Source organism: Bradyrhizobium sp. Kon69 (assembly GCF_055807515.1).
Genome location: NZ_JBVVOS010000004.1, coordinates 1 through 26,299, shown reverse-complemented (window position 1 = coordinate 26,299; position 26,299 = coordinate 1). Strand labels below are relative to the sequence as shown.

The 26,299-nt window shown below is 63.7% G+C and carries 23 protein-coding genes; 16 read left to right on the top strand and 7 right to left on the bottom strand.

Translation table 11 applies throughout. From position 1 onward, the window contains the following. Nucleotides 1–357 precede the first annotated feature (357 nt). Together AC0L3U_RS06560 and AC0L3U_RS06555 are read left to right on the top strand one after the other, a co-directional pair. A complete protein-coding gene (locus AC0L3U_RS06560) occupies nucleotides 358–624 on the top strand; it encodes a hypothetical protein (protein ID WP_473361127.1) in 267 nt (88 codons plus the stop codon). 206 nt (nucleotides 625–830) lie between these two features. Next, nucleotides 831–1,562 carry a cytochrome c biogenesis CcdA family protein gene (locus AC0L3U_RS06555; RefSeq protein ID WP_473361126.1) on the top strand — a complete coding sequence of 244 codons (732 nt, stop codon included), beginning with the start codon at nucleotides 831–833 and terminating at the stop codon, nucleotides 1,560–1,562. Here AC0L3U_RS06555 and AC0L3U_RS06550 read toward each other — a convergent pair. The 3 genes from AC0L3U_RS06550 to AC0L3U_RS06540 all read right to left on the bottom strand — a co-directional run bounded on the left by AC0L3U_RS06550 (nucleotide 1,559) and on the right by AC0L3U_RS06540 (nucleotide 4,858). Further along, entirely contained in the window at nucleotides 1,559–2,695 is a 1,137-nt protein-coding gene (locus AC0L3U_RS06550) for a mandelate racemase/muconate lactonizing enzyme family protein (RefSeq protein ID WP_473361125.1), read from the bottom strand. The genes AC0L3U_RS06555 and AC0L3U_RS06550 overlap by 4 nt on opposite strands. Before the next feature lie 13 nt (nucleotides 2,696–2,708). Continuing rightward, complete coding sequence (locus AC0L3U_RS06545; protein ID WP_473361360.1) at nucleotides 2,709–4,166, bottom strand: sensor histidine kinase; 1,458 nt, start codon at nucleotides 4,164–4,166, stop codon at nucleotides 2,709–2,711. A gap of 347 nt (nucleotides 4,167–4,513) precedes the next feature. Then, entirely contained in the window at nucleotides 4,514–4,858 is a 345-nt protein-coding gene (locus AC0L3U_RS06540; protein ID WP_027568825.1) for a DUF1236 domain-containing protein, read from the bottom strand. Nucleotides 4,859–4,996: 138 nt separating this feature from the next. Here AC0L3U_RS06540 and AC0L3U_RS06535 point away from each other — a divergent pair, with 138 nt between their 5' ends. The 4 genes from AC0L3U_RS06535 to AC0L3U_RS06520 all read left to right on the top strand — a co-directional run bounded on the left by AC0L3U_RS06535 (nucleotide 4,997) and on the right by AC0L3U_RS06520 (nucleotide 8,520). Next, on the top strand, nucleotides 4,997–5,230 hold the full coding sequence (locus tag AC0L3U_RS06535; protein ID WP_007607722.1) for a hypothetical protein: 234 nt from the start codon (nucleotides 4,997–4,999) through the stop codon (nucleotides 5,228–5,230). Nucleotides 5,231–5,605: 375 nt separating this feature from the next. Then, nucleotides 5,606–6,604 carry a TRAP transporter substrate-binding protein gene (locus AC0L3U_RS06530; protein WP_473361124.1) on the top strand — a complete coding sequence of 333 codons (999 nt, stop codon included), beginning with the start codon at nucleotides 5,606–5,608 and terminating at the stop codon, nucleotides 6,602–6,604. Nucleotides 6,605–6,688: 84 nt separating this feature from the next. Next, nucleotides 6,689–7,204, top strand: coding sequence for a TRAP transporter small permease (locus tag AC0L3U_RS06525; protein WP_473361123.1), 516 nt, complete (start codon nucleotides 6,689–6,691; stop codon nucleotides 7,202–7,204). Further along, nucleotides 7,201–8,520 (top strand): TRAP transporter large permease, encoded by a 1,320-nt coding sequence (locus AC0L3U_RS06520; protein ID WP_473346825.1) that lies wholly within the window; start codon nucleotides 7,201–7,203, stop codon nucleotides 8,518–8,520. Before AC0L3U_RS06525 ends, AC0L3U_RS06520 begins: the two co-directional genes overlap by 4 nt. Nucleotides 8,521–8,569: 49 nt before the next feature. Here AC0L3U_RS06520 and AC0L3U_RS06515 read toward each other — a convergent pair whose 3' ends face one another. Beyond that, complete coding sequence (locus tag AC0L3U_RS06515) at nucleotides 8,570–9,844, bottom strand: serine hydrolase domain-containing protein (protein WP_473361122.1); 1,275 nt, start codon at nucleotides 9,842–9,844, stop codon at nucleotides 8,570–8,572. 171 nt (nucleotides 9,845–10,015) lie between these two features. Here AC0L3U_RS06515 and AC0L3U_RS06510 point away from each other — a divergent pair, with 171 nt between their 5' ends. Then, complete coding sequence (locus AC0L3U_RS06510; RefSeq protein ID WP_473361121.1) at nucleotides 10,016–10,933, top strand: intradiol ring-cleavage dioxygenase; 918 nt, start codon at nucleotides 10,016–10,018, stop codon at nucleotides 10,931–10,933. 31 nt (nucleotides 10,934–10,964) lie between these two features. Here AC0L3U_RS06510 and AC0L3U_RS06505 read toward each other — a convergent pair whose 3' ends face one another. Further along, on the bottom strand, nucleotides 10,965–11,858 hold the full coding sequence (locus AC0L3U_RS06505; protein WP_473361120.1) for a LysR family transcriptional regulator: 894 nt from the start codon (nucleotides 11,856–11,858) through the stop codon (nucleotides 10,965–10,967). Between the two features lie 102 nt (nucleotides 11,859–11,960). Here AC0L3U_RS06505 and AC0L3U_RS06500 point away from each other — a divergent pair, with 102 nt between their 5' ends. Both AC0L3U_RS06500 and AC0L3U_RS06495 read left to right on the top strand, forming a co-directional pair. Then, nucleotides 11,961–12,830, top strand: a complete 870-nt coding sequence (locus AC0L3U_RS06500; RefSeq protein ID WP_473361119.1) for an SDR family oxidoreductase — start codon at nucleotides 11,961–11,963, stop codon at nucleotides 12,828–12,830. 42 nt (nucleotides 12,831–12,872) lie between these two features. Continuing rightward, nucleotides 12,873–13,547 (top strand): NAD(P)-dependent oxidoreductase, encoded by a 675-nt coding sequence (locus AC0L3U_RS06495; protein WP_473361118.1) that lies wholly within the window; start codon nucleotides 12,873–12,875, stop codon nucleotides 13,545–13,547. A gap of 23 nt (nucleotides 13,548–13,570) precedes the next feature. On the opposite strand, the gene AC0L3U_RS06490 is transcribed toward AC0L3U_RS06495, so the two are convergent. Continuing rightward, nucleotides 13,571–15,307, bottom strand: coding sequence for a bifunctional protein-serine/threonine kinase/phosphatase (locus AC0L3U_RS06490; RefSeq protein WP_473361117.1), 1,737 nt, complete (start codon nucleotides 15,305–15,307; stop codon nucleotides 13,571–13,573). Nucleotides 15,308–15,363: 56 nt separating this feature from the next. Next, nucleotides 15,364–16,203, bottom strand: coding sequence for a formate/nitrite transporter family protein (locus tag AC0L3U_RS06485; protein WP_456765369.1), 840 nt, complete (start codon nucleotides 16,201–16,203; stop codon nucleotides 15,364–15,366). A 671-nt stretch (nucleotides 16,204–16,874) separates the two neighbouring features. Here AC0L3U_RS06485 and AC0L3U_RS06480 point away from each other — a divergent pair. The 7 genes from AC0L3U_RS06480 to AC0L3U_RS06450 all read left to right on the top strand — a co-directional run bounded on the left by AC0L3U_RS06480 (nucleotide 16,875) and on the right by AC0L3U_RS06450 (nucleotide 26,171). After that, complete coding sequence (locus AC0L3U_RS06480) at nucleotides 16,875–18,194, top strand: CmpA/NrtA family ABC transporter substrate-binding protein (protein ID WP_456765368.1); 1,320 nt, start codon at nucleotides 16,875–16,877, stop codon at nucleotides 18,192–18,194. A 60-nt stretch (nucleotides 18,195–18,254) separates the two neighbouring features. After that, the gene (ntrB, locus tag AC0L3U_RS06475; protein WP_473288956.1) at nucleotides 18,255–19,151 is read left to right on the top strand and encodes a nitrate ABC transporter permease; all 897 of its coding nucleotides are present in this window, start codon (nucleotides 18,255–18,257) and stop codon (nucleotides 19,149–19,151) included. Between the two features lie 11 nt (nucleotides 19,152–19,162). Beyond that, nucleotides 19,163–19,957 (top strand): ABC transporter ATP-binding protein, encoded by a 795-nt coding sequence (locus AC0L3U_RS06470; protein ID WP_473361116.1) that lies wholly within the window; start codon nucleotides 19,163–19,165, stop codon nucleotides 19,955–19,957. A gap of 337 nt (nucleotides 19,958–20,294) precedes the next feature. Continuing rightward, nucleotides 20,295–21,674: an MFS transporter gene (locus AC0L3U_RS06465; protein WP_473361115.1), complete on the top strand. Its 1,380-nt coding sequence runs from the start codon at nucleotides 20,295–20,297 to the stop codon at nucleotides 21,672–21,674. Between the two features lie 119 nt (nucleotides 21,675–21,793). Beyond that, nucleotides 21,794–22,222, top strand: a complete 429-nt coding sequence (locus AC0L3U_RS06460) for a globin family protein (protein ID WP_026233298.1) — start codon at nucleotides 21,794–21,796, stop codon at nucleotides 22,220–22,222. A gap of 10 nt (nucleotides 22,223–22,232) precedes the next feature. After that, nucleotides 22,233–23,450, top strand: a complete 1,218-nt coding sequence (locus tag AC0L3U_RS06455; RefSeq protein ID WP_473361114.1) for an NAD(P)/FAD-dependent oxidoreductase — start codon at nucleotides 22,233–22,235, stop codon at nucleotides 23,448–23,450. A 15-nt stretch (nucleotides 23,451–23,465) separates the two neighbouring features. Further along, nucleotides 23,466–26,171 carry a molybdopterin-dependent oxidoreductase gene (locus AC0L3U_RS06450; RefSeq protein ID WP_473361113.1) on the top strand — a complete coding sequence of 902 codons (2,706 nt, stop codon included), beginning with the start codon at nucleotides 23,466–23,468 and terminating at the stop codon, nucleotides 26,169–26,171. Nucleotides 26,172–26,299 lie beyond the last annotated feature (128 nt).

Here is a 26,299-nt window from a genome sequence, read left to right as displayed (position 1 = left end):
GTATGAGGGGTGTGGCGTGAGTTCCGTTGTGGGCCGTGACATGGCTGCGGGATCGTCGGCGCTGTCCGCAATGAACGTCCTTGCGCAAGAGCCGGTGCCGCCTTCCGCGATGGATCAATTGCTGCACGCCAGGCGTTTTAAGATTGAGCGTTTTAAGATTGAGCGTTTTGCGACTGAGCGAGTCGACGCTGGCCCGCGGCGCGAAGCAGTACTCGCCGGAACCGCGGTTTCTAGGCACCAACACGCTGAAATCATATTCGGGGGCGCAGCGGCCTCGTGTTATCCTCGACGCTCCATGGGGGCCAAAGAGGTCGTCACAACCACGTCTCACAGGCCGAATTAGCGGGAAGAACGTCGGTGTCGCATTCAGACGAACAGTTGCAGTCGGTGCTGGAAACGCTCGAAGAGTGCCGCAGGGTGCTCAACGAGAGCAACAGCCGCGAGTCGGCCGAGCTGCTGTCCATTGTCATCCTGGACGTGCGGATGAAACTCAAAGGAATTGACAGTGCCGACCTCAAGGCACTGTGCGACGAAATGCTGCGGAGCGCGACCAACGAACCGCAGCCCCCCTCCAAGCAGACGCAGGACCAGCCCCGGCGTCCGCTGCTCCGCGTGGTGAAGTAGCCGCGCCGCCAAGTCTCGCTTTTTGGCGAGATTTGTGCGTGTCCCGATGCCGCATCTGTGATCACAGACGGCATCGGGAGGAGCCCTGGTTTTGTGCGCCTCTGTTGCGCATTCGCTGGCATCGGCTACACCAGAGCCGGTTCGGCTCCGGGCCGCGCGCACTCCCCGCGCGCCGCGCCGGCGCCTGAGATGGCTCCGACTGCATCATGCAAAATGTTTCGATCCCGGCGGCGCTGATTGCCGGCCTCGTCAGCTTCCTCTCCCCTTGCGTCCTGCCGCTGGTCCCGCCCTACCTGATCTATCTGACGGGCGCGACGATCGAGCATGTCGAAAGCAACGAGCCCGCATCAGTCTCGAAACGCGCGATCATGATGTCGGCGCTCCTGTTCGTGCTCGGCTTCTCCACGGTGTTCGTGGCGCTCGGCGCCAGCGCCTCGCTGATCGGCGGGCTGATCCGCGCCTGGTCGGCCGAACTCTCGATCCTCGCCGGCATCGTCATCATCATCATGGGCCTGCATTTCCTCGGCCTGACGCGTATCGGCCTCTTGATGCGCGAGGGACGTTTGACCGCGCCCAAGCCCGTCGGCCTCTGGGGTGCTTATGTGATGGGGCTCGCCTTTGCCTTTGGCTGGACGCCCTGCATCGGCCCGATCCTTGCTGCGATCCTCTCGGTCGCCGCCGCCGAAGCGACGGTGACGAAGGGCGCCGGCCTGCTCGCGGTCTATTCGGCCGGCCTTGGCATTCCCTTCCTGATCGCCGCCCTGATGATCGAGCAATTTTCGAACCTGTTCGCACGCATGAAGGGCCATCTCGTCAATGTCGAGCGCGCCATGGGCGTCCTGATGGTGATCACCGGCATTGGATTCCTCACCGGCGCGGTGTCGAATGTGAGCATCTGGCTGCTCGAGACGTTCCCGGCGTTGCAGACGATCGGTTAGGCGTCCGCCGCAAAGCGCGCCAGCGCCTCGCGGTCGACCTCGATGCCGAGGCCAGGTCCCTCGGGCACCCGCACGACGCCTCTCTCATGCTCGATCGGTTGTTTGAGGATGGCCTGCCGGATCGGATGTTCGGTGCGGTCGAATTCAAGCATCGGCTCGAGCGGTGACAGCGAAGTCGGCGTGTGCGAGGGCAGCACGGCGAGCAGCTGGAGCGAGGCGGCGATCGCAATGCCGGTGCCCCAGACATGCGGATTGTAGCGGATGCCGAACGCCTCGCTCATGTCGGCGATCTTCTTGCATTCGGAGAGACCACCTGCCGCGCAGGTGTCGGGCTGGGCGATGTCGAGCGCATGCGAGACGAACAGCTCACGGAAGCCGAAGCGCGTGAATTCGCACTCGCCGCCGGCGACCGGAATCGTGAGCGCGGATTTCACCGCGCGATAGCCCGCGATATCCTCCGGCGGCACCGGCTCCTCGAACCATCCGATGTCATGGCGCTCGATCAGGCGGCCGAGCCGGATCGCCGCGACCGCGTCATAGGCGTGGTTCGCATCGACCATCAGCGCGACATCGGGGCCGATCGCCTCGCGCACCGCGCGGGTGACCGCGGCATCCTCGGCGATGCCGAAACCGACCTTCAGCTTCACGGCGCGGAATCCTTCGGCGGCATAACCCGCCGCTTCCTCTGGTAGATAGGTCAGCGGATCGCCTGACTTGCGCCGGTAGAGACCGGTCGCATAGGCTGGAACCTCCTTGCGCGCGGCGCCGCCGAGAAGCTGATGCACGGGTACGCCAAAATGCTTGCCCTTGATGTCCCATAACGCGATGTCGATGCCGCTCATCCCCTGGATCACGACGCCCTTCTGGCCGTGATCGCGCAGGCGCGCGTAGACCATCTGCCACAGCACGTCGGTGCGCAATGGATCCTCGCCGATCAGCCACGGAGCGATACTCTGCACCACCGTCGCCGTCATCCGTGCCGGCCCATAGCATTCGCCCCATCCGACAAGTCCATTGTCGGTCTCGATCTCGACCAGCATCGCGGTGCGCGTGTCGTACCAGGCGCGTGAATACGCAAAAGGCTGTGACAGCTTTGCTTCGAGAATGTGCGTGCGAACCCTTGTCATCTTCATGGCCGGCCTCCGTTCATCGCGCCTCATCCAGCGCGCAAATCACCGTGCAGACCACGCCGCGCGGCAGGAAGTCGACCGTTGCCTCGCCGCCGAGCTGGTCGCGCGCGCTGCGCTCGATCAGGCGCGAGCCGAAGCCGCGTTGCACCGGCGCCGTCACCGGCGGTCCGCCGATCTCGGTCCAGATCAGGCGCAGCCGCGGCTTCGGCGCCTCGGCAAGGACCTCCCACTCCAGCGTCACCCGGCCGGTCTCGTTGGACAGCGCACCGTATTTTGCAGCGTTGGTGGCGATCTCGTGCACGATCATAGACAGCACCACGGCGAGCCGCGGCGACAGCGGCACCGCGGGTCCGGCCATGCGGATGCGCTCTGGATTGTTCAGTAGGAACGGCTGGAGCGCGCGGGTGATCACGTCCCGCAGCTCGGAGCCTGCCCATTTTTCTTGGCTCAACAAATTATGCGCCTCGGCCAGCGCGCCGAGCCGACCCTCGAACTTCGTCCGCTCGTCCCGGCTGGCGCTGCGGAAGGTCTGCACCGCGATCGCCTGCATCAGGGCGAGCGTGTTCTTGACGCGATGGTTGAGCTCGTCGATCAGGAGATCGTGCAGCATCTCGCCGCGCGCGATCGTGGTCGCCATCCTGACCGCGAAGGTCAGGCCGGTCAGCAGCAGGATGCCGCCGATAAAACTGGTGATCGCGATGTTGCGCCAGAGCGGAGCGATCAGCGAGCTCTCGGCGACGCCGGCCACGATGGTCCAGCCGGTCAGCCGCGACCTCGTATAGACGGTGGACAACGCAACACCGTCGAGCGAAACCGTCGAGAGTGCGGCTTCCGGCGTGCGCAACATACTCTCGTACAGCGTGCCGGTAGCCCGCTTGCCGAAGATCTCCGTAGGGTTCGGCGTGCGCGCGAACACGATGGCCCTGGTGTCGAGGAGGGAGACCGTCCAATCCCGGTCGGGCCGTTGCTTCTCGACCAGGTCCTGAAAGATGCTGACCGGCGGGCTGAAGCAGAGGTCGTAGATCACTTCGCCGTCGCGGAGCACCGGAACCTCGACCGTAAGCACCTGCCGGCCGTTGATCGCGCCGGTGAACAGGTCGGAATATTGCGGCGATCTGGTCGCAAACACCTTTTCGATGATCTCCAGGTGGCCGCGTGGCGGCAGGCTTGCGGTGTCCTCCGTCGCGGAGGAGAACAGCAGTCGGCCCTTACGATCAGAGATCAGCACCAGGCCGCCCTTGCCATACTGATCGACGAAGCCGAGGGCGATGCGGCGGAAGTTCTGGAAGTCGTTGTCGCGCAGCGAATTCGTCAGCGCAAGCACTTGCAGGCCGCCGGTCATCCGCTGCACCTCGGAGTCCAGCACGAGGCGCATGCTGCGCACGTTCTCCAGCACGCGGCGGGTCGCGTCGTTGCGGTCCTGCTTGTAATTGTAAACGGCAATACCGACCGCGAAGACGATCAGCGGCAACATCGTTCCCGTGACCAGAAGAGCGAGCCGGACCGGCAAAGTGAGCTTTGACAAACGCAGGCGTCCCGGTTCCAGCGCAGGGGAGCGCCGGATTTATGATTTTGGGAGACCATAGGGGCGGGATTTGCGGCGCGCCATAATTTTCGCGTCCGGACGAGCCCGCCCAGGGACAAGATTTGCAGCGCAGTCGGCGGCTGCGCCTCAGCTCATGCTGATTGCGGTCAGCAGCAGGCACATGGCGTAGACGGCCGCCAGGCTGAGCCCGGCGATCCGGGCCTCTCGATACGATTTCATGACGTCAACTCCCAGAGAGGGAGGCCGCCTTCGAGGCGGCCCCCCTTACACCTGGATCAATCAATTTCCTGAACGACCGTGCGCGAGCCGGGATCGACGAGCATCACGCGATCGCCGGAGTAGACGTAGCGATACTTGGTCAGCGACGGACCCCAGTCTGCGGGAACGGCCTCGAGCTCGACATCGCTCGGCACGGCCGCGCCGACAACGATCTTTTCCTTCGTCGTCACCGGGCGAATGCGGTGCTCGGTAACGTAGGATTTGATCTTGGTTCGGTATTGCGGCTCGATCTGAACGGCCGCCGCGTGGCCGGTCCCGGTCGTCGTCACGACGGTCGATTGCGCGAAAGCACCGGTCGACATCAGGACCGCGGCGGCGGAAAGCAGGAACAACTTCTTCATCTCGTTCTCCTCGTTTGAATATGCGCCGCAACAACCCCTCATCACTGACTGCGTTCCCGGCTCAGGGAACAAATTGCCGCTTTTTCCCGTTTGTAGCTGACCGGGCTGAACGGCTCGGGCTCTGGAGGAGGACGACAAATGAAGTTGAAGATAGTAACTGCAGCACTGATGCTTGCCGCAATATCCCTGCCGGCGTTCGCGGCCGACGAGTTCTACGTCGTGCAGGACGTCAAGACCAAGAAGTGCACGATCGTCGACAAGAAGCCGACGGACACGTCCATGACCGTCGTCAGCCCGTCAGGCACGATCTACAAGTCGCGCACCGAGGCTGAAAGCGGCATGAAGACCGTCAAGGTCTGCACGTCCAACTGAGGAGGATGACAAATGCCAGTTCTGATTCTCTGGGCCGTGCCGGCCGTGTTGGTGATCGGCGGCGGCATCTATCTGATCGGCCATTTGCATTAAAGAGCAGTGGAAGGCGAGCGGGTCTGTGCGTGCAGCGCACAGGTCCGCAAGCCGTCTGCTACGAGAGGAGGAGGGCGCCCCTCGGCCTGCCACGCGCCGGCAGGAGCAAGTTGCAGTGCAACAGTTCGCGAAAGGGGCGCCCTGCGACGAAGAGGACCTCCCGCGCACGCGAAATGACTTCCGTCCAGCCGACGTTTTTCATACGCTTCCCTCTCGCAAGCCGCATACCGGCTGCGCTCACGGCCCGGCGACAGGGCCGGAGCATCAAAGGGAGGGGAGACGATGAAGCGAAGATCATTTCTCGCTGGGATCAGTGCGACCACTGCGGCGGCCGCGATTGGCATGCCGTCAATCGTCAGGGCGCAGTCGCCGATCACGCTGAACGGCGCGGTCCAGTTCAACGACGACCACGCCTTCAACCGGGCACTGCTCCGGTTCGAAGAGCTGGTGAAGAAGTACTACGGCAAGCCCGTCAACTTCACGCTGCACAGGAACTCCTCGCTCGGCCTGGAAAAGCAGTATTTCGAGTACATGTCGCAGGGCAAAGCCGTCGATTACGGCATCGTCTCGCCGGCTCACATGTCGACCTTCGCCAAGGCAGCCCCGTTCATCGACGCGCCCTTCGTGTTCAAGGGCATCGAGCACATGAACAAGGTCGTCGAAGCCAATATCCTGGCGCCGATCGCCGACGAAGTCGCGGCCAAGGCCGAGGTTGTTCTGATCGGCTATTCCGGCGGTGGCATCCGCAACATCTTCGCCAACAAGCCGCTCAAAACTCTCGCCGACCTTAAGGGACTCAAGGTGCGCGTGCAGGGCGCGCCGATCTGGTCGAAGACCTTTGCGGCCGTGGGCATGAGCCCGACGGTGATCGCCTATAACGAAATCTACAACGCGATCCAGAACGGCGTGATAGCGGCCGGCGAGAACGAGGCGGCCGGCGTCGAGGCGATGAAGTTCTACGAAGTGGCCCCGCATCTCAACCTGACCCAACACGCCGTGTCGATCCGGCCGATCTGCTTTTCGGTGAAGACGCTGAAGACCCTGCCGAAGGAGTTGCAGGACGCGATCATGAAGGCCGGCAAGGAGGCCGGCGACTACGGCCGTCAGCTGGAGTCGAGCGAAGAGGTCGTCAAGCTCGACACGCTGGAGAAGGCCGGCAAGCTCAAGCGCGTTCCGTTCGAGGAGCGGGACGCCATGAAGAAGCTCGCCGACCCCGTGATGGCCACCTACGCCAAGGAAATCGGCGCGGAAGGCATTTTCGAGAAGATCAACGTCGTCTGAGAACTGTCGCCGCCCTCGCGACAGGACGTCGGGGCAAGCCGGACGGCTTGCCCCATTGCGTGATTGTGATCCCCCGGAGTCGTAATGACCGAAATATCGATGCCACCGAACCCGTCGCTATGGCGCCGAGCAACGGCGGCCTATGGAAAACTGCTGGAGATCCTGCTCGCTGCCTCTGTCGGCCTTCTGGTCATTCCGGTGACGTTGCAGATCATCTCGCGCTACACGCCTTTGATTCCGTCCTACATCTGGACCGAGGAAATGGCACGGTTCATGTTCATCTGGACAATCATGATCGGCGCCATGGTCGGCATCAGGGAGTCGCAGCATTTTGAAGTTGACGTCTGGCCTGACCTGTCACGCCGAAGCGAAGCCATGGTGCGGATTCTCGCGCGGCTCGGCGTGCTGGCGCTGGCGCTTGTGTTCGTGTCCGCCGGCATCGAGTTCACCCGCTTTGCCTGGAACAGGACGTCGGAGCTGGCCGATCTGCCGCTTTGGCTGATCCACGTCGCCTGGCCGGTTGCCGGCGTGACCTGGATCGTGTTCGCCGGTGAACAGATTGTCGACGAGATGCGGATTCTGGTTGGGGCCAATCAATGAGCGGCAATGTTCTTTCTGCCGGACAGGCCGCGATGGTCCTGTTCGGGACTTTCGTTGGCCTGCTCATCATACGTGTACCGGTCGCCTTCGCGCTTGGCCTTGCCTGCGTGCCGATCCTGCTGATCGAGCCGCATCTATCGCTGATGACGCTCGCGCAGGAAACCTTCAACGCCTACAATTCGTTCATCCTGCTGGCGGTGCCGTTCTTCCTGCTCACCGCCAATTTGATGAGCATCGGCGGCATCACCGACCGGCTGGTCGCGCTGTCGCGCTCGATGGTCGGGCACTGGCCGGGGTCGCTGGCGCAGATCAACGTCGTGCTGTCGGTCTTTTTTGCCGGCATCTCCGGCTCCTCCACCGCGGATGCGGCGAGCCAGTCCAAGATCTTCATCGATGCCCAGACCAAGGAGGGTTACGACCTCTCGTTCTCGATCGCCATTACCGCGGTCTCGGCCGTGCTCGCCGTCATCATCCCGCCCTCGATCCTGATGATCGTGTGGGGTGGACTGATCTCGACCTCGATCGCCGCGATGTATCTCGCGGGCATCGTGCCGGGATTGCTGATCGCCGGAGCGCAGATGGCCACAGTGCATATCTATGCCGTGCGACGAGGTTACCCGACCTATCCGAAGGACACCTGGAGGGAGATGTGCTGCGCCATCTGGCGCTCGATACCGGCGCTGCTGACGCCGTTCATCATTGTCGGCGGCATTCTGCTCGGATGGTTCACCGCGACCGAATCCGCCTGCGTCGCGGTGCTTTATTCCGTGGCGCTATCGACATTCTTTTACCGTGAAACCGGCGCGCGCGAACTCTACAAGGCTTTGCTCGACACCGGCCGTCTCGCGGGTGTCGCGCTGTTCTGCGTGGGCACCGCCAGCGCGTTCGGTTGGCTGCTGGCCTACTACAGGATCCCGCAGGAGCTGCTGGCCAACGTCTCGACCTGGGGCATGGGCGCGATCGGGGCCGGCTTCTTCATTGCGCTCTGCTTTCTGGTGGTGGGCTGCTTCCTCGACGCCATTCCGGCGATCATCATCGTCGGTACCGTTCTCGAACCGCTGGCGAAATCGGTCGACCTTCATCCGGTGCAGTTTGCGATCATCTCGATCGTCTCGCTGGCCTTCGGGTTGGTGACGCCGCCTTATGGCCTGTGCTTGATGATCGCCTGCTCGATCGCCGGGGTGCGGCTGCGCTATGCGCTGAAGGACACGGTGATCATGCTGATTCCCATGCTGCTCGTGCTGGCGGCACTCATCATTTGGCCCAGCGTGTCGCTGTTCCTGCCGCGCCTGATCGTGCCGGAGATGTTGAAATGAGCGGGGCTTGATCCCGCGGCTCTGATGTCGCGGGATCGGTGCAGTTTGTCTAGAGATTGCTTTCGGTGATCGCGGCGTAGACCATGCTGCGCAGCTCGCGCCGGAGCGGATAGGCGCTCGACGGCAGCACCTGGGTCATGAAGATGGTGATCAGCTCTTCGGCTGGATCGATCCAGAACGACGTCGTGGCCGCGCCGCCCCAATTGTATTCACCGGGGCTGCCGGCGACCAGCGTCTCGGCCGGGCGCATGGTCACGGCGAAGCCGAGGCCGAAGCCGATGCCGTTATAGGCAGCTTCCGCAAACAACGAGCGCGACACTTCCGGCAGCGCGCGTCCACCCGGAATGTGGTTGGTCGTCATCAGCGCCAGCGTCTTCGGCCCGATCAGCCTGACGCCGCCGAGCTCGCCGCCGTTGAGCAGCGCGCGGCAGAAGGTGAGGTAGTCGGCCGTCGTCGAGCACAGCCCGCCGCCGCCCGAGATCAGGGACGGCGGCGACAGGAACGAGCTCTTGGTTGGATCATCCTGCAATGTCAGGCCCTCGCGCCGCTGGCCGGCATGGAACGTCATCCCGCCACCCGGGTCGGCCGAGTAACAGGCGGCGAACCGGTGGGCCTTGGAAGCCGGCACGTGGAAATCAGTGTCGGACATGCCGAGTGGATCGAGGATGCGTTGTTTCAGGAACTGCTCGAAGGGTATGCCGGAGATCTTGCCGATGAGGTAGCCGAGCACGTCGGTCGAAACCGAGTAATTCCAGGCCTCGCCCGGCGAGAACTCCAGCGGGATTTTGGCGAGGCTCTCGATCATGGTCTGGAGCGTGCCGGATTTCTCGACCTCGCCGATCTTTTCGGCGCGGTAGGCGGCATCGACGTTCGAGCGCTGCTGGAAACCGTAGGTGAGGCCGGAGGTGTGGCGCAGGAGGTCGACGATCAGCATCGGCCGCGACGGCGGCCGGGTCAGGAAGGAAGGCGCAGTGCCGGCGACGAACACACCGAGATCCTTCCATTCCGGAATGTACTTGGCGACGGGCTCATCGATCGCGACGAGGCCTTGCTCGACCAGCATCATGAAGGCGACGCTGGTGAGCGGCTTGGTCATGGAATAGATGCGATAGATCGTGTCGTCCTTGACGGGCAGCTTGCGCTCGACGTCGGCAAAACCCTGCACCGTACTGTGGGCGATCTTGCCACGGCGATAGACCAGGAGATGCGTGCCCGGGAAGCGGCCGGCATCGATGTACCGGCTCTTCAGATGCGCATCGACGCGGTCGAGCGCGGCCTTGGACATGCCCACGGATTCGGGCGAGGCGGGGGTGGGGGCGAGCATCAGTTCCTCCGAGCAGTTTTGTCCGCCGTTGATAGCCGAAAAGGCGGTCTCATTCCAAGCCGGTCGCGCTTAACGCCGGCCGGCTGTTTGGTGTAGGCTTCACTTTGGAACGCCTCCAAGCAGCCCAAAAGATCCCCAACGGGCCAATGAGAAAACGCAGGCAAACGCACCATGACCCAGTTCAACGAAACCGAACTCACCGAAGCCGTCGTCCGGAGCTTTGACCAGACACCTGACCCGCGCGCGAAATTCCTGCTCCAGGAATTGGTGAAGTCGCTGCACGATTACGTGAGCAAGGCAGGCCTCACCTTCGCGGAGTGGGAATACGCCATCGATTTCCTGACCCGCACCGGCCAGAAATGTACGGACACACGACAGGAATTCATCCTCCTGTCCGACGTGCTCGGCGTCTCCATGCTGGTCGACGCGGTCAACCATCGCGAGCGCGAGGGCGCCACCCAGACCACCGTGCTCGGGCCGTTCTATGTCGGCGAGCACAAGGTGACGGCGCACGGCACCGACATCTCTCCGAACAATCAAACCGGCGAACGGATGTTCGTGCAGAGCCGTGTCACCGATCTCAAGGGCAAGCCGCTCGCGAATGTCCCCGTCGACGTCTGGCACGCTGACGATGACGGCTTCTACGACTCGCAGAAGCCCAACTATGACGAGGTCGGCGCCTCGGCGCGGGCGCGCTTCATCACCGATAACGATGGCCGCTTCTTCTTCCGCACCATCCTGCCGTGCAGCTATCCGATCCCGACCGACGGCCCGGTCGGCGAGATGATCGTGCAGACCAATCGCCACCCGATGCGCCCGGCGCATGTGCACTTCCTGGTCAATGCCAAGGGCTACGAGCCGCTGATCACCCACGTCTTCATGGACGGCGACAAATATCTGGATTCCGACGTGGTGTTCGGCGTGAAGGACGACCTCGTCGCCAAGGTCGAGCCGCGCAAGGATGCGGCGATGCCCGACGGCAGCAAGGCGAACGGGCAGTGGCATCTGATGAGCTACGAATTTCACCTCAAGCCCGGCGGCGGCATGGCGCCGAAGCCGCTGGGGACAAAGGCGGAGGAGCACGCCTGACCGTCAGGCGCGAGCAGCGCGCGCCGCCCTCTCATCTCCCGATAAAGGCCGCCAGCTCGTCAGGCGTCCCCATCGGAAAGGCTTCTTTCATGAAGTCGAGGAAGGCGGAGACGCGCGCGCTCAACAGCCGGCGCGATGGATAGAGCGTCCACAATGCGATCTCCGGTCCGTCGATGTCGCCCCAATGCACCAGCGTGCCGGCAGCCAGGTCGTGACTGACCAGTGATACCGGAAGGCGGGCGGCGCCGACGCCCGCCCGGACCGCATCGCGGACCATGACGAGCGATGACAGGCGAAGGACCGGATCAATCGCGATGCGCGATTGTCCGCTTGGCACGGTGACTTCCCAGCTTGTCAGCTGATCGCCCGTGCCGCGCATGACAGCCGGCACAGCGATACCGTCCCTCGGCCGTTTCAGGTCCGGGCTCGCCACCACCACCAGCCGATCGCGCAGAAAAATTCGTCCGACAAGGCTGTCATCCGGATCGGGATTGACCCGAATGACGAGGTCATAGCCTTCCTCCACCATGTCGACGGCGCGATCTTCCGTCGTGACCTCAAGACGGACCTCCGGGTATCTGAGCGCGAACCCGGCCGCGAGGTTTCCCATCGCAGTCTGCGAGAACAGCATAGGCGCGCTGATCCGCAAGAGCCCCCGCGGCCTGTCCCCACCCGACGCGATTGCTGTGGCGGTCTCGTCGAGCTCGGTGAGCAAGGCTCCCGTCCGCTCGTAAAGGGCGCGCCCTTCTTGCGTGAGTTTCAGGGTGCGCGCGCCGCGCTCGAACAGGCGGAGGTCGAGGGCGGCCTCCAGCTCGGCGACCCGCCGGGACAGGGTGGCTTTCGGGCGGCCGGCGGCCCGTGCGGCCCGTCCGAACCCGCCGTGCCGGGCGACGAGATTGAAATCGGCGAGTGCGAGCAGGTCCATTGTTCCACCAGTGAGACAGCCTGTCCAAATATAGCGGCTATCGGTTCTTTTGTGGATCACTAATTTCCCGGATGTCTTCTGACCCAACCCGGAGTGATCCCCATGACCATCCTCGTTACCGGTGCAACCGGCACCATCGGCCGCCACGTCGTCGAACAGCTCGTCAAGCGCGGCGCCGATGTCCGTGCTCTCGCCCGCGAGCCTGCCAAGGCAAACCTCCCGGCAGGCGTCACCGTCGTGCAGGGCGACCTGCTCGACGTCGACGCGCTCCGCAGCGCGTTCAAGGGCGTCTCGACCCTGTTCCTGCTCAACGCGGTGGTGCCGGATGAATTCACGCAGGCGCTGATCGCGCTCAACGTGGCCCGCGAGGCTGGCGTCGAGCGGGTCGTCTACCTCTCGGTGATCCACAGCGATCGCTACGTCAACGTTCCACACTTTGCCGGCAAGTTCGGCGTCGAGCGGATGATCGAGCAGATGGGCTTCAACGCCACCATCCTGCGCCCGGCGTACTTCATGAACAACGATGTCACGATCAAGGACGTGGTGACCGGATACGGCATCTACCCGATGCCGATCGGGAGCAGGGGGCTCGCCATGATCGATGCGCGCGACATCGGCGAGATCGCGGCCATCGAGCTCATCCGTCGTGAGCGCGCCGCAACACCGCTTCCGCTCACGCGCATCAATCTCGTCGGCCCTGATACGCTGACCGGCGCGAAAGCCGCCGCCGTCTGGTCGGAGGTGCTGGGCCGCACGATCGCCTATCCCGGTGACGATACCGCCGGCTTCGAGAAGAACCTCAGGCAGTTCATGCCGAGCTGGATGGCTTTCGACATGCGGTTGATGAGCGAGCGTTTCCTCACCGAGGGAATGGTCCCCGAGGCCGGCGACGTCGAGCGGTTGACCGCGCTGTTGGGCCGTCCGCTGCGCTCCTATCGCGACTTCGTCTCCGAGATCACGGTCACTGCCTGACGGCACGGGCACGTCCCAATCACGACAACGAGGAATGCTATCATGATCTCTTCAACCGCCACTTCTCCGGCGGATCCGGAAGGCGCAACGAAGATATTGGTGCTTGGAGCGACCGGTGCCACCGGTCGCCTGATCGTCAACCAGGCGGTGGCGCGAGGCTACGACGTCACCGTGCTGGTGCGTTCCGCCGAGAAGGCACGTGACATCACGGGGGCGAAGCTCATCGTCGGAGACGCCCGCGATGAAACAGCCCTGCGCGAAGCCCTCAAAGGCCGTGATGCCGTGGTCAGCGCGCTGGGTACACCGGTGAGCCCGTTCCGCGAGGTGACGCTTCTCTCGACCGCGACGCGCGCGCTCGTGAGCGCGATGAAGGCCGAGCAGGTCTCGCGGCTGGTTTGCATCACGGGGATGGGCGCCGGCGACAGTGCCGGGCACGGCGGCTTTGTCGCCGACAATGTGATCTTTCCGCTTCTCCTGAAGAAGGTGTACGCGGACAAGAACCGGCAGGAAGCCATCGTCAGAGACAGCGGGCTGGACTGGGTCCTGGTTCGCCCCTCGATCCTGAATAACAAGCCCGGCCGCGGCTCGGTCCGGGCCCTGACGGATCTTTCGGGCTTCCATGGCGGCAGCATCGCGCGCGAAGACGTTGCGACGTTCGTGCTCGATCAGGTGCGCGCCGATACCTGGCTGCATCGCTCTCCGCTCATCACGTGGTGACGCTTGCGTGGCGACACCCCTGATCAGCGAGCGTGCAACATCGCAAGCAGGACCACGACGACGCAGGCGAGCGCTGCCGTGGTCAATTTCCAGAACATCAGCGGGCTGCGCTCCAAAAGCGGCGTGATCCGCGTGTCGAGATAGGCCGGATTGGGCGTGCGAAGCTCGAACACGAATTCGGACAGATCCTCGTGCCGCTTGTAGGGATCCGGATGCAGCGCACGTCTGAGCGCGCCATCGACCCAGGCAGGCACGTTGCTGTCGTCTTCGGCCGGGCGGTATTTGAGCCTCCGCACGTCCGCCTTGCGCCGGATCCTCGCGATTTGGGTGCCATAGGGCAGCTTTCCCGTCAGCATCTGGTAGCAGATCACGGCCAGCGAAAACATGTCGGAGCGCGGCGAGCCGCCTTGCCCAAGAAAATATTCCGGCGCCGTGTACTGGACCGTTCCCAGAATTTCGTCGGTCTCGTCCTGCGGGGCCGCCTCCGCGACGCCTGCCACCTTGACCGATCCGAAGTCGATGATCTTCGCGGTGCCGGTCTTGTCGATCAGGATGTTGTCGGGCCTGAGGTCCTGATGCAGCATTTCCATGCGATGGAAGGCGCGCAGGCCCGCGGCGATCTGCTCGACCAGTCCGCGGACGGTTTCGAGATCAGGGCGTGGGTTGTCCGTCATCCATTGCCGCAAGGTCTGACCTTCGACGAATTCGGTCGCGACATAGAGATAGCCACGCCGTTTCGACTGCGACAACGGCTTCAGCACATGCGGGCTGTCGATCCGGCGCGCGATCCACTCCTCCATCAGGAAGCGCTTGAGGTATGCGGCATTGTCGCGCAAATCGATCGACGGCAGCTTGAGTGCGACCGGCTCCTCGGTCACCGCGTCGACCGCAAGGTAGATGTGGCTGCGGCTGCTGGCGTGGATTTCGCGGACGATCCTGTAGCCGTCGAAGAGTGCCCGCGGCTCCGGCAGCGGGGGAAGCGGCAGCTGGGAGGTCTGGTTGAAGATGCCGGCCGGCTCGCGCTGCGGCACCGCATCGATGCGGAGGATCTGGACCGTGATGTTGTCGTCGCTGCCGCGCCGGTAGGCTTCCTCGACGATCGCCTTCGCCGCTCCGTCGAGCTCGGCTGCATGCTCGCTGAGCGCACTCGTGATGAAACGCGCGTCGACGAATTCATAGGCGCCGTCGGTCGCCAGCAGGAAGGTGTCGCCAGTCTCGATCTCGAAACTCTGATAGTCGATTTCGAGCTGCGGATTGATGCCGAGCGCACGGCCGAGATAGGTCTGCTCCGAGGACACGATGATCCGGTGATCATCGGTCAGCTGTTCGAGCGCCTTGCCCGCCACGCGGTAGACGCGACAGTCGCCGACGTGAAAGATGTGCGCGGTGGTCGCCTTGATGACCATGGCGCTCAGCGTGCAGACATAACCCTTGTCGCGGTCATAGGCATATTGGCTCTTGCGCGTCTGCGCGTGCAGCCAGGAATTGGTCGCGTCCAGCACGCGACGGGCGGAGGTCTTGACCGTCCATGATTCCGACGTGCAGTAATAGTCCATCAGGAAGCTCTTGACCGCCGACTCGCTGGCGATCTGGCTCACCGTGCTGCTCGAGATGCCGTCGGCGAGGACGGCCGCAATGCCTTTCAGGCTCAGCATCGGTTCGTCCGGAACGAGGACGCCGTGAAAATCCTGGTTGATGGGCTTGCGACCCTTGTCGGAATGCTGGCCGACCGAGATCTGAAGTCCGCGGGTCATCGTCATCACCGGCAAAAGGGGAGCCTCACCCTGATCGGGCGAGGCTCTCCTGTCGAGACGTATCAGGCCGCGACGCGGGGCGACGTGGCCTTGCCCGCCTGGCGCTTCGGCTGGGTCAAGACGTGCGTGGCGTAGAGGGTCATGCCGGTGAAGGCGAGGCCGCCGACGAGATTGCCGAGCACCGTCGGGATCTCGTTCCAGATCAAATAGTCCATGATCGAAAACTTCGCGTGCAGCATCAGGCCGGAGGGGAACAGGAACATGTTCACGACGGAATGTTCGAACACCATGTAGAAGAACACCAGGATCGGCATCCACATCGCGATGACCTTGCCGGGGACCGAGGTCGAGATCATGGCGCCGACGACGCCGGTCGAGACCATCCAGTTGCAGAGCATTCCGCGGATGAACAGCGTCGCCATGCCGGCTGCGCCGTGCGCGGCATAGCCGAGCGTGCGGCCTTCGCCGATATTGCCGATCGCCGTGCCGACCTTGTCCGGATCCTGCGTGAAGCCGAAAGTCGTGACGAAGGCCATCATGAAGGCTACCGTCAGGGCGCCTGCGAAATTGCCGACGAAGACGAGGCCCCAGTTCCGCAGCACGCCGCCGAAGGTGACGCCCGGGCGCTTGTCGATCAGCGCCAGCGGCGCCAGCACGAACACGCCGGTCAAAAGGTCGAAGCCCAACAAATAGAGCATCGAGAACCCGACCGGGAACAGCAGCGCGCCGATCAGCGGCTGCCCCGTGTTCACGTTGATGGTGACGGCAAACCAGGCGGCGAGCGCGAGGATGGCGCCGGCCATATAGGCGCGGATGATGGTATCGCGGGTGGACATGAAGACTTTGGACTCGCCCGCATCCACCATCTTGGTGACGAATTCCGAAGGCGCGAGATACGACATCAATGGTTCCTTTTGCTTCCTAGTGAGATCGACACACTCTGCTTGAGCGCGACTGAACATCATTGGCCGTGCGGGCTGGGTTGCCGCGCGTAAGCCGGAGAGATTTGGAAGCTCTGGGAATCGCGTCACGAGGATGAAGCCGGGAGGGCCGCGAAGCAGATGAGCTTCCGTGCTGCAGCCGCCTGAGGCTGCAGCATTGCGGTCGAGCCGCAGTCTTCGTTGACGCGAAATTTAATGCAAATTGCGTGCCGCGCGTTGGGCTCATAAGAACTGAGCGATATCAATAAGATACGACTTTTCCTGACCCGGCTTTTGCGGGCTGAGTGGCCTGTTGCTTAAGCGGCTGCACAACTCTTGTGCGCCGCACAAATGTTGGGCAGGTCGCAAATTTCACGAGCGGAGCAGACCTGCGACAGACTGGCGCGGCATACATAAGCTATTGATATCGATTTGTTTTCGGCTGCGTCGCGCTTGGCATGAAGCTTGAATAGTTCCAAGCCGACGCCATTGAAGCCGTCCCGCGAGACTTCTCATCCGAATTGCCGACGCCACCAGACGGGGGTCTCCCCGTCGCGCGTTCGCATGCGCTGCTTCAGGCGTCGCCGGACGGACGGGCTGCTCGTGTGCACTGACACAATCATTCTGCAACGACGCAAAGGACGATACCGCCTATGACCAAGCGCACCCGCCGGCCGTCGGACACTGGCCTCAGCCGCCGTCAATTGTTGAAGGCCGCCGGTTCGACCGCCGCACTCCTGGCCGCCGTGAAGCTGAATTTCCCAGCCGGCGCCTTCGCGCAGGACGCCGGACCGGAGGTCAAGGGCGCAAAGCTTGGCTTCATCGCGCTGAGCGATGCCGGCCCCTTGTTCGTCGCCAAGGACAAGGGCCTGTTCGCCAAATACGGCATGCCCGACACCGACGTGCAGAAGCAGGCCTCCTGGGGCACCACGCGGGACAATCTCGTGCTCGGCTCGGAAGGCAACGGCATCGACGGGGCGCATATCCTGACCCCGATGCCGTATCTGATCTCGGCCGGCAAGGTGACGCAGAACAACCAACCGACGCCGATGTACATCCTGGCGCGGCTCAATCTCGACAGCCAGTGCATCTCCGTTGCCAGTGAATATGCCGACTTGAAGCTCGGCGTCGACGCCACGCCCTTCAAGGCGGCGCTGGAGAAGAAGAAGGCCTCGGGCAAGGCCGTGAAGGCCGCGATGACCTTCCCCGGCGGCACGCACGACCTCTGGCTCCGCTATTGGCTTGCCGCCGGCGGCATCGATCCGGACAAGGACATCGAGACCATCGTGGTGCCGCCTGCGCAGATGGTGGCCAACATGAAGGTCGGCACGATGGACTGCTTCTGCGTCGGCGAGCCCTGGAACCTGCAGCTGATCCACCAGAACATCGGCTACACCGCGATCACGACCGGCGAGCTCTGGAACAAGCACCCGGAAAAATCCTTCGGCATGCGCGCCGCCTTCGTCGACAAATATCCGAAGGCCGCGAAGGCGCTGCTGATGGCGGTGATGGAAGCGCAGCAATGGTCCGACAAGGCCGAGAACAAGGCCGAGCTTGCCGCCATCATGGGTAAGCGGCAGTGGATGAACTGCCCGGTCGAAGACGTGCTCGACCGCACCGCCGGCAAGTTCGACTACGGCCTTCCGGGCAAGGTGGTCGAGAATTCGCCGCATATCATGAAGTACTGGCGCGACTTCGCCTCTTATCCGTTTCAGAGCCACGATCTCTGGTTCCTCACCGAGGATATCCGCTGGGGCAAGTACGAGGCGAATTTCGACACCAAGGCGCTGATCGCCAAGGTCAACCGCGAAGACATGTGGCGCGACGCGGCCAAGACGCTCGGCATCGCAAGCGCGGAGATCCCGACCTCCACCTCGCGCGGCAAGGAGACCTTCTTCGACGGCAAGGTGTTCGATCCGGAAAATCCGGCTGCCTATCTGAAGTCGCTCGCGATCAAGCGCGTCGAAGTCTGATGGAGCCAGCGGCCGCCTCCGGGCGGCCGCATCGCCTTTTGCAGCCGGAGAGATATTGCAATGAACATGCCCGCCACCAAGATCGAGGTTGAGACCGCGAAGCCCGCGAGCGCTGCCGCGCCGGTCGTCGCGATGACGCCGAAGCGGCCGCCGCGTTCGGAGACTTACGCGCGGATGGCGCGGGAGACCGCCGTGCGCGTGATCCCGCCGCTGGTCGTGATCGCGCTCTTGCTTCTGGTGTGGGAGCTGGTCTGCCGCCGCGCCGGCTCGGCACTGCCGCCGCCGTCGAAGGTGTTCAAGGATACCAAGGAGCTGATCCTCGATCCGTTCTTCGACCATGGCGGCATCGACAAGGGGCTGTTCTGGCACCTCTCCGCCAGTCTCCAGCGCGTCGCCTTCGGCTATTCGCTCTCCGCCATTGCCGGCATCGCGCTCGGCGTCCTGGTCGGACAGTCGGTCTGGGCGATGCGCGGGCTCGATCCGCTATTCCAGGTGCTGCGCACGATCCCGCCGCTGGCTTGGCTGCCGCTGTCGCTCGCCGCGTTCCGCGACGGCCAGCCGTCCGCGATCTTCGTCATCTTCATCACCTCGATCTGGCCGATCATCATCAACACCGCGGTCGGCGTCCGCAACATCCCGCAGGATTATCGCAACGTCGCGGCGGTGGTGCAGCTCAACCCGCTCGAATTCTTCGTCAAGATCATGATCCCGGCCGCCGCGCCCTACATCTTCACGGGACTTCGCATCGGCATCGGTCTTTCCTGGCTCGCCATCGTCGCCGCGGAAATGCTGATCGGCGGCGTCGGCATCGGCTTCTTCATCTGGGACGCCTGGAACTCCTCGCATATCAGCGAAATCATCCTGGCGTTGTTCTATGTCGGCATCATCGGCTTCGTGCTCGACCGCCTGATCGCGGGCGCCGGCAAGATCGTCACCCGCGGCACCGCGCTGAACTGAAGGGGAAGCACATGACCGCTTATCTGAAGCTCGACCACATCGACAAGATTTTTACCCGCGGCGCTGCCTCCACGGAGGTGCTGAAGGATATCAATCTCACCATCCAGAAGGGCGAATACGTCTCGATCATCGGCCATTCCGGTTGCGGCAAGTCGACCCTGCTCAACATCATCGCAGGCCTGACCAACGCCACCACCGGCGGCGTGCTGCTGGAGAACCGCGAGGTGAACTCGCCGGGGCCCGATCGCGCGGTGGTGTTTCAGAACCACAGCCTGTTGCCGTGGCTGACCGTGTACGAGAACGTCCGGCTCGGCGTTGACAAGGTCTTTGCCAAAACCAAGAAACGCGCCGAACGCGACGCCTGGGTCATGCACAATCTCAACCTCGTGCAGATGGCCCATGCCAAGGACAAGCGGCCCTCGGAAATCTCCGGCGGCATGAAGCAGCGCGTCGGCATTGCCCGCGCGCTGGCCATGGAGCCGAAAGTGTTGCTGCTCGACGAGCCTTTCGGCGCGCTCGACGCACTGACCCGCGCGCATTTGCAGGATTCGGTGATGGCGCTGCATCAGAAGCTCGGCAACACCATTTTGATGATCACCCATGACGTCGACGAGGCGGTGCTGCTGTCCGATCGCATCGTCATGATGACGAACGGGCCGAGCGCGCGCATCGGCGAGGTGCTGGAGGTGCCGCTGGCGCGCCCGCGAAAGCGGCTCGAGCTCGCGACCAACACCACTTACCTGAAGTGCCGGCAGCGCGTGCTCGAATTCCTCTATGAGCGTCATCGCTTCGTCGAGGCCGCGTAAACGCGTCACTAACGGGTGCTGACGCAACGCCTAATTTTGAATCATCAAGCTCAATCCTTGTGCGCCGCACAGGGATTGAGCGAATCGCAAAATTTGCGTGCGAAATAGTCCTGCAAAAATTCGGAGCACTCCGAACAAGCTCCTGAATTTCTTGCGTTTCCGGAATGCGCGCAGTTGGCACGGAAATTGAAACACCAACTGCGACGCCAACGACGACGTCCCTCAACATCATCAATCAGCATCGTAACTCGCCACCGGGGTGAAGCCTCGGAGCGCGCCTCCGTGGCCGGAGGCTGAGCCTGCAACGACGCAGCGGTGAGTCTGGAAGGGATACTCAATGACGAAGAATCCAACTTGGATTTCAGACTGGCGCCCCGAAGATGAGGCGTTCTGGAATGCGGGCGGCAAGACCATCGCGCGACGCAACCTGATCTGGTCGATCGTGGCCGAACATATCGGCTTCTCGGTCTGGCTGATCTGGAGCATCGTCACCACCAAGCTGCCGCAGGCGGGTTTCCACTACACCACCGACCAGCTGTTCCAGCTCGTCGCGGTGCCCGGGCTGATCGGCGCGTTGATGCGCTTTCCCTACACCTTCGCGGTGACGACCTTCGGCGGTCGCAACTGGACCATCTTCAGTGCGGCGATCCTGTTCATTCCGACGCTCTCGCTGGCCTATTTCGTCGGCCAGCCCGACACGCCGTTCTGGTTGATGCTGCTGATTGCTTCGACCGCCGGTCTCGGCGGCGGCAATTTTGCCTCCAGCATGACCAACATCTCGTTCTTCTTCCCCGACCGGATGAAGGGGTGGGCGCTGGGACTGAATGCAGCCGGCGGCAATATCGGCGTCTCCAGCGTGCAGCTCCTGACCCCGATCCTGATGACGCTCGCCGTCATCAACCTGTTCCAGGCAACGCCGGTCGATGGTGTCTTTCTTCAGAATGCCGGCCTGATGTGGGTGCTGCCGATCGCGATCGCGGTGTTCGGCGCAGTGTTCTTCATGAACAACCTGACCACGGCCAAGTCGTCGATCAAGAACCAGCTCGCGGTGGTCAAGCGCAAGCACACCTGGATCATGGCGTATCTCTATATCGGCACGTTTGGCTCCTTCATCGGCTACTCGGCTGCATTTCCGCTGCTGATAAAGACCCAGTTCCCGCAAGTCACGATTGCGATCGCCTTCCTGGGACCGCTGGTCGGCTCGCTGTCGCGGCCGCTCGGCGGCTGGCTCGCCGACAGGATCGGCGGCTCGGTCATCACGTTCTGGAATTTCATCGTGATGGCAGGCGCGACGATCGGCGTGCTCTACTTCGTCGGGCACAAGGATTTCATCGGCTTCCTGTCGATGTTCCTGGTCCTGTTCGTGACGACGGGCATCGGCAACGGCTCGACCTATCGCATGATCCCCTCGATCTTCCGCGAGCAGAACTTGTTCAGGGTGCGCGGCAAGGGCGATGCGGAGCGCGCGGTCGCCTTGAAGACCGGGAGCATCGAGAGTGGTGCTGCGGTTGGCTTCATCGGTGCGGTCGGCGCCGTCGGCGGCTATCTGATCCCGACCGGCTTCGGCAAGTCGATCGCCCTGACCGGTGGGCCGCAGCTCGCGCTTGCGATCTATCTCGGCTTCTACGCCTCCTGCCTCGCGCTGACCTGGTGGTTCTATCTGCGTCGCAGCCCGCAGGGTGAAGGCGCGTCAAACCTCGCGGGAGCGCGTGTCTAATACTTGGTACGAATCTCGCTTCTCCCCGTACGCGGGGAGAAGCATTGCCCGACAGTTTGACAATGAACCTGGTTCGCAATGGCGCGCACCAAGGCAAACCCAACAGGCAGGAGAACATCATGACGCCAGAACAGATCACCCTCGTCCAGCAGAGCTTTGCCAAAGTCGCGCCGATTTCCGCGCAGGCCGCGGTGCTGTTCTACGATCGCCTGTTCGAGGTCGCGCCATCCGTGCGCGCGATGTTTCCCGAAGACATGACCGAGCAGCGCAAGAAGCTGATGGGCATGCTCGCCGCCGTCGTCGGCGGTCTGTCGAACCTGGACTCGATTCTTCCCGCGGCCTCGGCGCTTGCGAAGCGTCACGTCGGCTACGGCGCCAAGGCCGAGCACTACCCCGTGGTCGGCGCGACCTTGCTGTGGACCTTGGAGAAGGGCCTCGGCGAAGCCTGGACGCCCGAACTCGCCACCGCCTGGACTGACGCCTACGGCGTGTTGTCCGGCTACATGATGTCCGAGGCCTACGGCGCACAGTCGCAGGCCGCCGAATAGGAGATGCGTTGTGAGTGAACCGCTGGTCATCGTCGGTAACGGTATGGCGGCCGCGCGTCTGGTCGACGAGCTCGCCAAGACTTCGCTCGGCCGCTACGCGGTCGCCGTGATCGGCGAAGAGCCACGGCTCGCTTACAACCGCGTTCTGCTCTCCTCCGTGCTGGCCGGCGAGACCGGTTCGCACGAGATCGAGCTTCGTCCTGCCGACTGGTGGCGCCATCGCGGCGTCACGGTGCGCTACGGCTATCGCGTCACCGAGATCGACACCGGCCGACGCGAGCTCAAGATCGAAGGCGAAGAGAGCATGGAATATTCCAAGCTCGTGCTCGCCGTCGGCTCGACGCCGCTGCGGCTCAACGTGCCGGGCGCCGATCTCGCCGGCGTGCACACTTTCCGCGACACCCGCGACGTCGATCTGCTGCTGACGCTCGCTGCCGCAAGGAAGCGCGTCGTCGTGGTCGGCGGCGGTCTGCTCGGACTCGAAGCGGCTTACGGGCTCGCCAAGGCCGGAGCGCCCGTGACACTGCTGCACCTGATGGATCGGCTGATGGAGCGCCAGCTCGATGCGCCCGCTGCCGACCTGCTCAAGGCGCTGGTCGAGCGCAAGGGCATTCGCATCCTGCTCAATGCATCCACAGCGCGCATCCACGGCGAGGGCCATGTCGAAGCGGTCGAGCTTGCCGACGGCAGCCGCATCGAGGCCGATGCCGTGATCTTCGCCGCCGGCATCAGGCCCAACATTGCGCTGGCAAAGGACGCCGGCATCGCAGTCAACCGCGGCATCGTCGTCAACGACGAGATGCAGACGGCGTCACCCGGTATCTACGCGCTCGGCGAATGCGCCGAGCATCGCGGCACCTGCTACGGCCTCGTCGAGCCTGCTTACGAGCAGGCGCGCGTGCTGGCGCGACATCTCGCCGGCCGTCCCGCGGCCTATCAGGGCAGTGTGGTCTCGACCAATCTGAAGGTGTCGGGCGTCAGCGTGTTCTCCGCCGGCGACTTCATGGGCGGGGAGGGCAGCGAGAGCCTCGTGCTGTCGGACCGCAGGCGCGGCACTTACAAGAAGCTCGTCATCGCCGAGGGCCGGCTCACCGGCGCCCTGCTGATCGGCGATACCGTTGATGCGCTCTGGTATCTCGAACTGATCCGCAACCGCGAAAAGGTGGCGACGATCCGCGCCGACATGATGTTCGGCCGCGCGCTCGCGCGTCCTTCCAAAGCGGCTTGATTGAGGCGGCTTGATATGACGGCGATCGATCCCACGCTCCGTGCCACCAAGACGACCTGTCCGTATTGCGGCGTCGGCTGCGGCGTGCTCGCGACGCCGGACGGCAAGGGCGGCGCGGCGATCGCGGGCGATCCCGATCATCCTGCCAATTTCGGCCGGCTGTGCTCCAAGGGCTCGGCGCTCGGCGAGACCGTCGGGCTGGAAAGCCGGCTGCTCTATCCGATGATCCGCTGCAAGGGCGTGCTCGAACGCGTGGTCTGGAGCGATGCGCTCGATCACGTCGCTCACCGGATGCAGCACATCGTCGCGCGCGACGGCGCCGACGCGGTCGCATTCTATCTCTCCGGCCAGCTCCTGACTGAGGACTATTACGTCGCCAACAAGCTGATGAAGGGCTTTGTCGGCACGGCCAACGTCGATACCAATTCGCGGCTCTGCATGTCGTCCTCGGTCGCCGGTCATCGCCGCGCCTTCGGCTCCGACACCGTGCCCGGCTGCTACGAGGATCTCGATCAGGCTGATCTTCTCGTCTTCGTCGGCTCGAATGCCGCCTGGTGCCATCCCGTGCTGTTCCAGCGTATGTTGAAGAACCGTGGGGAGCGCGGCGCGCGCATGATCGTGATCGATCCGCGCCGCACCGACACCGCGACCGATGTCGATCTGTTCCTGGGCCTCAAGCCCGGCACCGACACGGCGCTGTTCTCCGGCCTGTTCGTCCACCTCGCCGACAATGGTGCGCTCGATCAGGACTATATCGCGCAAAACACCTCGGGCTTTGACGACGCGCTGGCGCGCGCACGCAGCATCGCCGGCAGCGTCACCGCCACCGCACTGGCGACCGGCCTCTCCGAGCAGGACGTTGCCACCTTCTTCAAGATGTTCCGTGACACGCCCCGCGTCGTCACGCTGTACTCGCAAGGTGTCAACCAGTCGGCGCAGGGCACCGACAAGGTCAATGCAATCCTGAACTGCCATCTTGCCACGGGCCGCATCGGCAAGCCCGGCGCCTCGCCGTTCTCGCTCACCGGCCAGCCCAACGCGATGGGCGGTCGCGAGGTCGGCGGCCTCGCCAACCAGCTCGCCGCACACATGAACTTCACGCCGCCGGACATCGATCGCGTGCGGCGGTTCTGGAAGGCGCCGCGCATCGCCACCCATGAAGGGTTGAAGGCGGTGCAGCTATTCGAAGCCATCAACCGCGGCGAGGTCAAGGCGCTGTGGGTGATGGGCACCAACCCCGCGGTGTCGCTGCCCGACGCGGACTTCGTGCGCGAGGCGCTGAAGAAGCTCGAGCTGTTCGTGGTCTCCGAGAACGTGCTCTCCAACGATACGGTCGATGCCGGCCCGCATGTGCTGCTGCCCGCGCTGGCCTGGGGCGAGAAGTCGGGCACCGTGACCAATTCCGAGCGCCGCATCTCGCGCCAGCGCTCGTTCCTGCCGGCGCCCGGCGAGGCGCGGCCGGACTGGTGGATCGTGAGCGAAACCGCAAAACGCCTCGGCTTCGGCGACAGTTTTAATTACAAATCCGCAGCCGACATCTTTCGCGAGCACGCCGCGCTCTCGGCGTTCGAGAACGATGCCAGCCGCGATTTCGATATCGGCGCGCTGACCTCGCTCTCCGACGAGGGCTTCGACGCCTTGAAGCCCGTGCAGTGGCCCGCGCGCGAAGGCGAGGCGCCCGGCGAGCGCTTCTTCGCGGCCGGCGGCTTCTTCACCAACGACGGCAAGGGCCGCTTCGTCGCGCCGGAAGTGCCGGCGCTGCGTGGCGAGACCGGACCGTCGCGGCCGCTGCGGCTGAATACCGGGCGCATCCGCGACCAGTGGCACACAATGACGCGCACGGGCCTCAGCCAGCGGCTCGGCGCGCATCTGCCCGAGCCGTTCGTCGAGATTCATCCCGACGATGCCAACAAATACAACATTGTCCATGACGGCTATGCCCGCATCACGACCGACTATGGCCAGTGCACTCTCAAGGCCGTCGTCAGCGACCGCCAGCAGCGCGGCACGCTGTTCGCGCCGATCCACTGGAGTGCGATGAACGCCTCGCATGGTCGCGTCGGGGCGCTGGTTGCACCGTTCACCGATCCGTTCTCGGGGCAGCCGGAGTCCAAGGCGACACCAGCCGCGATCGTGCCTTATGAATACGTCTTCCGCGGCTTTGCGTTGTCGCGCAAGCAGCTGGAGCTGCCGCCGAACCTGATGTGGACCCGCGTCACTGTTACCGGCGGCTTCGGCTATCTCTTCGCCGACAATGCGGACCTGTCGCGCTGGCCGACCTGGCTCGGTGGCATTGCCGGCGAGGACGTCGCCGACTATCGCGACTTCGGCGGCGGCGTTTATCGCGCGGCGTCGTTTGCCGGCGACCGCATCGAAACCTGCCTGTTCGTCGGCCCCGCGCATGATGCCGGCGACTGGGAGGTGGTGAAGAGCCTGTTCGTCGCCGACCACGTCACCGACGAGCAGCGGCGTATGCTGCTGTCGGGCAAGTCGAGCGAGGGCGCGGCTTCGACCGGTCCGGTGGTCTGCGCCTGCTTCGGCGTCGGCCGCGGCACCATCTGCGACACCATCGTCGCAGGCGCGCGCACGGCCGCCGAGATCGGCGCAAAGCTCAAGGCCGGCACCAATTGCGGCTCCTGCATCCCCGAGCTGAAGCGCCTGATTGCGACCACCGAGGTGGCTCCAGTGAAGCAGGCGAAGGTCGCGGGCGCCGCGGGGTAGGGGCGACTTTCTCGGTCGTCGCCGCATACTCCGCCGTCATCGCCCGGCTTGATGTTTAGACCGGGCAGATCACTGACAGGTGTTCGGAGACATAGCTGACACATCAAAATGGGCTGGTCTGGTCGATT